Source organism: Shewanella sp. Isolate7 (assembly GCF_022398425.1).
Lineage (GTDB): Bacteria > Pseudomonadota > Gammaproteobacteria > Enterobacterales > Shewanellaceae > Shewanella.
In genome coordinates, this window is record NZ_JAKEVJ010000119.1 from 1 (window position 1) to 7,388 (window position 7,388).

Annotated in this window: 6 protein-coding genes and 4 pseudogenes; 2 read left to right on the plus strand and 8 right to left on the minus strand. The window is 54.6% G+C overall.

The genetic code is table 11. The annotated features are described in order from the left end of the window. Window positions 1–289, plus strand: a pseudogene (locus tag L1D47_RS19600) (IS4 family transposase); the annotation flags it as partial. A 7-nt stretch (window positions 290–296) separates the two neighbouring features. Here the strand turns inward: L1D47_RS19600 and L1D47_RS19605 are convergent. The 3 genes from L1D47_RS19605 to L1D47_RS19615 all read right to left on the minus strand — a co-directional run bounded on the left by L1D47_RS19605 (window position 297) and on the right by L1D47_RS19615 (window position 2,999). Continuing rightward, window positions 297–506, minus strand: a complete 210-nt coding sequence (locus L1D47_RS19605; protein ID WP_239886482.1) for a hypothetical protein — start codon at window positions 504–506, stop codon at window positions 297–299. Window positions 507–557: 51 nt separating this feature from the next. Then, complete coding sequence (locus tag L1D47_RS19610) at window positions 558–1,286, minus strand: SIMPL domain-containing protein (protein WP_239886483.1); 729 nt, start codon at window positions 1,284–1,286, stop codon at window positions 558–560. Between the two features lie 219 nt (window positions 1,287–1,505). After that, window positions 1,506–2,999, minus strand: coding sequence for a DEAD/DEAH box helicase (locus L1D47_RS19615; RefSeq protein ID WP_239886484.1), 1,494 nt, complete (start codon window positions 2,997–2,999; stop codon window positions 1,506–1,508). A gap of 272 nt (window positions 3,000–3,271) precedes the next feature. Here L1D47_RS19615 and L1D47_RS19620 point away from each other — a divergent pair, with 272 nt between their 5' ends. Beyond that, on the plus strand, window positions 3,272–3,607 hold the full coding sequence (locus L1D47_RS19620; protein WP_239886485.1) for a DUF3622 domain-containing protein: 336 nt from the start codon (window positions 3,272–3,274) through the stop codon (window positions 3,605–3,607). Window positions 3,608–3,692: 85 nt separating this feature from the next. Here the strand turns inward: L1D47_RS19620 and nrfD are convergent, their stop codons facing one another. From nrfD to L1D47_RS19645, 5 genes and pseudogenes are all read right to left on the minus strand, one after another. Continuing rightward, entirely contained in the window at window positions 3,693–4,556 is an 864-nt protein-coding gene (nrfD, locus tag L1D47_RS19625; RefSeq protein ID WP_239886486.1) for an NrfD/PsrC family molybdoenzyme membrane anchor subunit, read from the minus strand. Next, complete coding sequence (locus L1D47_RS19630) at window positions 4,553–5,125, minus strand: 4Fe-4S dicluster domain-containing protein (protein WP_041508400.1); 573 nt, start codon at window positions 5,123–5,125, stop codon at window positions 4,553–4,555. The genes nrfD and L1D47_RS19630 overlap by 4 nt, the downstream gene beginning before the upstream one ends. Window positions 5,126–5,137: 12 nt before the next feature. Then, a pseudogene (phsA, locus tag L1D47_RS19635) lies at window positions 5,138–6,646 on the minus strand (thiosulfate reductase PhsA); the annotation flags it as partial. Window positions 6,647–6,678: 32 nt separating this feature from the next. Beyond that, window positions 6,679–6,897, minus strand: a pseudogene (locus tag L1D47_RS19640) (IS3 family transposase); the annotation flags it as partial. 235 nt (window positions 6,898–7,132) lie between these two features. After that, a pseudogene (locus L1D47_RS19645) lies at window positions 7,133–7,388 on the minus strand (DDE-type integrase/transposase/recombinase); the annotation flags it as partial.

Below are 7,388 nucleotides of genomic sequence, written 5' to 3' on the forward strand. Positions count from 1 at the left end.
CCACAGCCGAACACGTGATGCGGCAAGAATGGATATCCTGCTATTGATAGCCTTGCTGGTGCAATTGGCATTTTGGTGGGTGGGACTCTTTGGTGAAGCGCAGCAATTGCAACGACATTTCCAGGCCAATACGGTGAAGAAACGTAATGTGTTATCGATAGTGCGGATGGGAAAAGAGCTGATGCGACGACGAGACAGATACCCAATGTCAGCCGATGACCTACTCCATGCTGCCAGGAAGCTGGCTGAGTTATCACTCATTTACGGCTGCTGGGGGTATGAATTATGAGGGGATCCTACAGCGCCCAGCGTTCACCTGCTTCATTACTCATCAGTACGCTATTGAGTACCTTAAAATCACTGATATCAGGTTGAATGTTATTTTCGTTGGGAAATGAGGATTGGAAGCTACCGGATACGCTGCGGTCGACGGTTAACACATCGTTGACCGCCATTGCCATGCCTGAACTTAATAGGCCGATTGTGAGCATAATGAATTTCAACATAGTGTCCTCTGTTATTGGCTTTTTTGATTCAGTCGTTTTAGGAATATTGTGTTATTTAACCTCGAGATCGAAGACAACCGTTATGGAGGCGGAGAAGCTAATGGTGGCTTGTAAATATCGCCCTGGCGTTAAATCGTCGGGATCAATTCTGGAACCTGTTACCGAGATACGTTCGACGTTACTGTATGCACTATATCCGTATCGGCTAGAGTCGCTGCTTGAATTGATGCTGTAAATTTTTCCTAACTCAGCGCCGAAGGCGTTGGCTAATGAGGTGGCCTTAGTTTTTGCATCTTCAACGGCTATTACAGTTGCTTGTTTTTTGTATTCTTGTGATCGCATCGATAAAAGTTCTATATCTTCGATTTCATTGATACCGACGCCGAGAGCGAAGTCGATAAATCGGTTCATCTGTTGCAGATCATTAAGGGTAACTTTTAATGTTCGAGTCGCAACATAGCCTGCGATAATCTCTGAACCTTCGTCGGTATAGTTCACATGAGGTTCTGTGAGTAGATTAGAGGCTGAGATCTTGTCCTCGCTAACGTTGAAATTGTCTAAGCCTTTAAGCAGTGCGTTGACCCGTTGATCAACTTCTTTCTTCGCGGTGAGGGCATCTTTTTGGATGCTCTTCACTTCAAAGGTGATTCTTGCCATATCAGGTTTAGTGACAATTTTCCCTGAACCATGAGCAACAATATGTCGGTGGTCGGGAAGGCCAGAGTCGGCCAGCGTGAAAAGAGGCAGAAGATACAAGAGTGCGAAGGCGATGTATTTCATAGTAAAAGTCCATTTAAAAAAGCGGAACGCAATTGTGTTCTTCACTCATTGATGAGTAGACCAATGAGTCAATAATCCCGATAAAGAATTACAATACAGCGATTTAACCTAAGATGTAAATGTTAGGTGTGGACTTTCGATTGAGACTAGATGCTTAAGTTGAGACGGGTCTTAATAAAACTGGGGCGCAGCTGTTTCTGCCCCCAGATGACTCTTTAATTAGTGATTTGCAGGCGTGCCCTGGCTCGGTCTGCGGCGTCTGCGGCGGCGTGCTGGGGCGTTACCGTCTCTGTGCTCCTGCTTGCCTTGTTTTTGCGCTTGATTTTGCGCTTGTTGACCTTCGCTAGCAGGCTTGCTTATACCAGTGCTTGTGCCTGTTCGGCGACGGCCCTGACCCTCTTTGTTGCCCTGAGCTTGATCGCCTCGGCGAGGCTGACTTGCCTTGTCTGCCCCTTGGCCGTTGCCTGAGCGATTGCTGCTGCGTTGTCCATTGCGTTGATTGTTGCTTTTAGGCTTAGGATTACGTGGTCCCTTGTGCTGAACATGGCGCTTTGGCGTCAGATCTGTCTCGGGTAGCGTGTGGCTCGGCTCTAGGCCCTCTACCAGGGTGCGCGGTAGGTTCTTGCCGATCAGGCGCTCGATATCCGCCAGCAGCTTGGCTTCTTCGTCGCTCACCAGGGAGATGGCCTTACCATCGGCACCTGCGCGGCCGGTGCGGCCGATTCTGTGCACATAATCTTCGGGCACGTTTGGCAGGTCGAAGTTGACGACTTGAGGCAGCTGGTCGATATCCAGGCCTCGGGCGGCGATGTCGGTTGCCACCAGTACGCGTACCTCGCCCGACTTGAAGTTGGCCAGTGCCTTGGTGCGGGCCCCTTGACTCTTGTTTCCGTGGATGGCCGCGGCGGTGATCCCCTTGGTGTCCAGGGCCTTGGCCAGACGGTTGGCACCGTGTTTGGTACGGCTAAACACCAGCACCTGCTGCCAGTCACCTTGCTGGATGAGTTTTACCAGCGCGGCCGACTTCTTACTCTTGTCTACCGGGCAGATCAGCTGGGCGACTGTGTTGGCCGTGCTGTTGCGCGGAGTGACCGAGACCTCTACCGGGTTGTGTACCAGCCCCTTGGCCAGGGTACGGATCTCATCGGAGAAGGTGGCGGAGAACATTAGGTTCTGCCGCTTGGGCGGTAAGATGGCGAGGATCTTCTTGATGTCGTGAATAAAGCCCATGTCCAGCATGCGATCGGCCTCATCCAGTACCAGGATCTCCAGCTGGCTGAAGCTGAGTGCCTGTTGCTGATAGAGATCCAGCAATCGACCCGGGGTCGCCACCAGAATATCTACACCGCGCTGAAGACGGCTGATCTGCGGCCCTATGCCGACACCACCGAAGACCACGGCGCTGCGCAGCGGCAGGTGCTTACCATAGGTGGTGACACTCTCGGCGACCTGAGCGGCCAGCTCACGGGTTGGGGTCAGCACCAGGGCGCGTACCTGCTTGTTGCGGGCGCGAGGGCCCTGACTGAGCAGCTCCAGCAGCGGCAGGGTGAAGCCCGCCGTCTTGCCTGTCCCGGTTTGCGCCGCCGCCATCACGTCTTTGCCAGACAATACCGCAGGGATAGCCTGAGCCTGAATGGGCGAAGGGGTCTGATAACCTTTGTCTGTGACGGCCGTTAAAATGGGGGCGGATAAACCTAGGGAGGAAAAACTCATAGAGGGATCTCTTGGGCGACGATGGCGCATAATTGGGTGCCAGCGGGCTGGCGGGCGTGCAGCTTACATTAAGCGATAGCAAAGTGCTATCGAATTCGCCAGTTATGCTTAGCTGAAAGGGGCAACTTTTTCGCAAATTGTGCGCGCTAATGATTGAGTTTTATCCAGAGGAGACTACAATAGCCGCCTTTCTGACGACAGTGGTATATTGGACCGCTGTTTCCCTCAATGAGCGGCAAGTTTGCACTCGAAGATCGAATTAGGAAATTAACATGGCACAAAACAAGAAATACGGTCTTCGCGTGAGCGAAGCCGAAGGCAGCTGGACTGCCGAAGTCACCCGTCGCATGACGGCGCGTAAGATAGGCGTTACCAAGGCGAAATCCGGTTTTGCCAGCGAAGCCGAGGCGACTGCCTGGGGCGAAGAGACCCTAAAAGGCATAGTCGAAAACCTGATGGTGCGTAACGAGCGCCGCGCCAAGCAACGCACCGAGCGCAACGAGGCCGCAGCGGCTAAAGAAGCCGCCGCCGAGAAATGGCGCGCCGAACGTGACGCAGCAGGCGACAGCGATTTCGATGACGACTACTTCGACGAAGACGACGAGTAACGGGACGAAGACGACGAGTAATCGCGAATTTATCTGATAAAAAAGCCCAGCATCTGCTGGGCTTTTTGCGTTAGGTGGAGAGGGATTAGCTGATGTAGCTCTGACCCGCGTAGATCACAAAGTGTCTCAGGGCCAACACCCCGGTGAGGCTACTGCAGGCCACGGCGATCATCACGCCCTTGCTGTGGCGTGTTTGCGACGGCATCAGCATGGTCAGCAGCGGGATGGCAAAGCCGATACCGACCACGCCTACCCAGAACACACTGGCCCTGACACCCGTGGTGATCGATGCCAGCGCCGCCGCGGCCGCGCCGCCCTTGAAGTAAAGCGCGCAGAACAGCATGAAGAGGAACATCAGCTCGCTCAGCATCACCGGCAGCTCCAAACCATGCATCTTGCTTAGGTTGGCGTCATGGGGATGGGTGTTAAACATCAGCAGCGCGCCGATGGCGTTAGCTGCCGCCCCGGCTGACAGGCCTGATACCAGGAAGAGCGCAGGCAGTACCGCAGTGTTCAGCAGTGGGTAGGCGTTCATCGGCATCAGGGCATCGGCTAGCGGCACCAGGAAGCCCAGCTGCCACTGGCTCAGCTCATCTCTCAGCACTATCAGAGAGTAGGCGATGCCTATGGGCGAGTAGAGCAGCAGCGCCAGCACACCGATAGACATGACAGAGCTGAAGTTGTAGTTGACCAGGATCAGCCAGAAATCAAACGGCTTGGTCAAGTCAAACACCAGACAGGCCAGGCCTATGATGATCGCCAGCGGACTGATGATCACCGCCGCCTTGAGAATGGCGCTCTCTAGCGCCTTCTCCTTGCTGTACCAGCGTAGTCCTATGCCGATAAGAATCGAGCCTGCCGAGAGGCCGGCCATAAACAGATAGACTGCGATTACCCAGTTCCAGGTGACTGGATCATATTGCGCCATATCGCCCCAGGTATTGTTCATGACTGTATCCCCCCGCGTTTAGTTGGAATGCGATAGACCCTAGGCTTAGTCCCCAGGTGGGTCTTCTCCTGATAGGTCGCTTTGGTGTTGATGAGTTTGGCCACCTCGCTGCTCGGATCGTTGGCATCGCCAAAGGTCAGCGCATCGGTTGGGCACACAGTGACACAGGCGGGCAGTTCGCCCCGCGCTAGGCGGGTGTCCTTACAGAAGTTACACTTGTCGGCCGCCTTGGTTTCCGGGTTGATAAAACGCACCTTGTAGGGGCAGGCTGCCACACAGTACATACAGCCGACGCACTTGTCTTCCTTGATGGAGACCAGGCCGTCCTCGCCCACATAGGCAGCACCTGTGGGGCACACGGTAACGCAGGGCGCGTTTTCACACTGCTGACAGGAGACACGGTTATATTTAAAGTGCAGGTGCGGGGCATCGCCGAACGGGCCTTCGACCCGCACTTGCAGACGGGTAACTCCCTCGGGAGTACCATTTTCGCTGCGACAGGCGACGCTACAGGCCTGACAGCCGATGCAGCGATTCTCGTCGTGCACCATTACATATCTTTTACTCATACTGGACTCCTATTAGATCTTCGTTAGCGTGATGCCAGTAGTGTGGATATTCATGCCGCAGACGGGTGCGGTCGCATTGGGCAGCAGGTTGCCGCAGTGAACGCCCTTGCCGGTCGCTCTGGCGAGCTCTTTATTTTTCGAGCCAAAGCCCATGTAGGCGAATACTGTATCCTGGCGAATACCCGGGGTGACCAGTGCGGTACCCTCTTCGCTGCCGACGCTGCTGGTGAGGCGGATCTTATCGCCGCTATTGATGCCGAGGCGTCCAGCGGTAACAGGGTGGATCCACACGCCGTTGTCAGACATCAGGTTGGCCAGCATAGGCACGTTATGGGTGGCACCATTGGTGTGCACCGCGACCTTGCCCTGGATAAAATAGAGCTCGTTATCCTGCTTGAGCTTGACCTCGCGGTACTTGATCACCCCGCGACCAGCGGCCATCTTCTCGACCTTGTCTGAGCTAAGTTCTATCTTGCCGCTCGGGGTCTTGAAGCTCATGGCGCTGGCGTAGGTGCCATCTTCGTCGGTGGGCTTGGCGTTAGGGTATTGCTTGACGAATGCCGCCACCATGGCCGGTTCCCGCAGCATCAGCGGCTTGCCGTAGCTGACATAGCCCTTCTGCTTGATCTCGTCATAGCGCGCCATATCGCGATCCAGCTGCAGCAACTGCAGGCTCTCCATGTTTTCCCATGGGAAGTATTGCTCCAGCCCCATCTCATGGCCCAGCTCCTTGAAGATCTGCCAGCTTGGCTTGGTGTCGCCTATGGTCTCTACCACACGTTGGCGCACATAGTAGGCCGGACTCTTACCCGACTTGTCGGCGATCTCTTCGTCCCGCTCCAGGTAGGTGGACTCAGGCAGTATTATGTCGGCATAGGCGGCGGTTTCGCTGATGTAGACGTCGCAGCTGACCACAAAGTCCAGCTTCTTCAGGGTCTCGACCACCTTGGCTCTGTCGGTCATGGTCTGCATCGGGTTGGTACGGCTCATCACCCAGGCACGCAGCTGGTAACGCTTGGCTTCCAGGGGGGCATTGAGAATGGTTTGATAGATACCGCCGGATGACCACATAATGGCGTACTGCTCATCCAACCTGGTCGATACGTTTGGCCTGAGGCTTAGGCATGCCTTCGACGCCTGGCTTGCCTAGGCCTGGGGCGACCTTGTCACCGGCAAACTTGTTGTAGGTCTGGCCTTCTTACCCAGGTAGAGGCCGCCCTTGCGCTCTATGTTGCCGATCAACACGTTGGCGGCAAACAGGGCGCGGCGCATCTCGAACTCTTCCGGGGTGAAGGTGGCGCGGTGACCGAAATCCACCACGGCATGGGGCGCCTTGGCGGCGAACTCATGGGCGATGCGACGAATATCCTTGGCGGGGACGTCGCTGATCCCCTCGGCCCACTCCGGGGTATAGGCTTTGACTTCCTTGGCGAAGGATTCGAAGCCCTCTACGTGACGCTCGATGAAGGCCTGATCGTAGAGGTTGTCATAGATCAGCACGTGACACAGGGCCAGGGCGACGGTGATCTGATCCAGTAATAGTGGACACTTTGCTAAGCACTATTTTTTAATTCAAAGTTCTCTGGACTCAAATACCCAAGAGCACTATGCCGTCTGGTCCGATTATAATCAACCTCAATATACTCAAATACCGCTTGTCTCATTTGATCACGCATCATGAGCGGCTCGTCTTGCAGTGCTTCAACCTTTAATGTGTGGAAGAAGCTTTCCACGCAAGCATTATCCCAGCAATTCCCTTTACGGCTCATGCTGCTTAAAGTGGATAGATGCAAGGCACAGTTTGCAGCGAATGGCCCTAGTCCTTCGCAAGAACTGTAACGCAGCAAATACCGCWGYAAGCCTCGCCCTGCGGGGCTTTGATAGCAACACCATTTCGGCGTTATTCAACTTCAGCAGGCCTCGGCATGCCCTCAGTTGAATGCCTTGAACTGTCGCTGCTATCAAAGCCAGAGCTGTGCGACGACTTGTTCGCMCCTTCCCTAACTGATGTTTYTGAAGCAAAGCACGGTAATTATTTGCGCAGTATTGGCTGCCTCGGTCGCTATGGACAATCACGCCGGTAGGAAAACCTCGGCGGAATAACGCCATCCTCAAAGCGTCACAAACAAGCTCCGATGTCATCCTACTTGCCATCGACCAACCCACCACGGTGCGAGAGTAAAGGTCAATAATTACAGCCAGATAGAGCCATCCTTCGTTGGTGTACAAATAGGTGATGTCGCCAGCCCACTTCAGGTTCGGC

Excerpts from the sequence above, each read along its gene's own strand:
- L1D47_RS19620 (WP_239886485.1), top strand. The coding sequence starts at position 3,272 with ATGGCACAAAACAAGAAATACGGTCTTCGCGTGAGCGAAGCCGAAGGC.
- nrfD (WP_239886486.1), bottom strand. The coding sequence starts at position 4,556 with ATGAACAATACCTGGGGCGATATGGCGCAATATGATCCAGTCACCTGG.
- L1D47_RS19605 (WP_239886482.1), bottom strand. The coding sequence starts at position 506 with ATGTTGAAATTCATTATGCTCACAATCGGCCTATTAAGTTCAGGCATG.
- L1D47_RS19630 (WP_041508400.1), bottom strand. The coding sequence starts at position 5,125 with ATGAGTAAAAGATATGTAATGGTGCACGACGAGAATCGCTGCATCGGC.
- L1D47_RS19610 (WP_239886483.1), bottom strand. The coding sequence starts at position 1,286 with ATGAAATACATCGCCTTCGCACTCTTGTATCTTCTGCCTCTTTTCACG.
- L1D47_RS19615 (WP_239886484.1), bottom strand. The coding sequence starts at position 2,999 with ATGAGTTTTTCCTCCCTAGGTTTATCCGCCCCCATTTTAACGGCCGTC.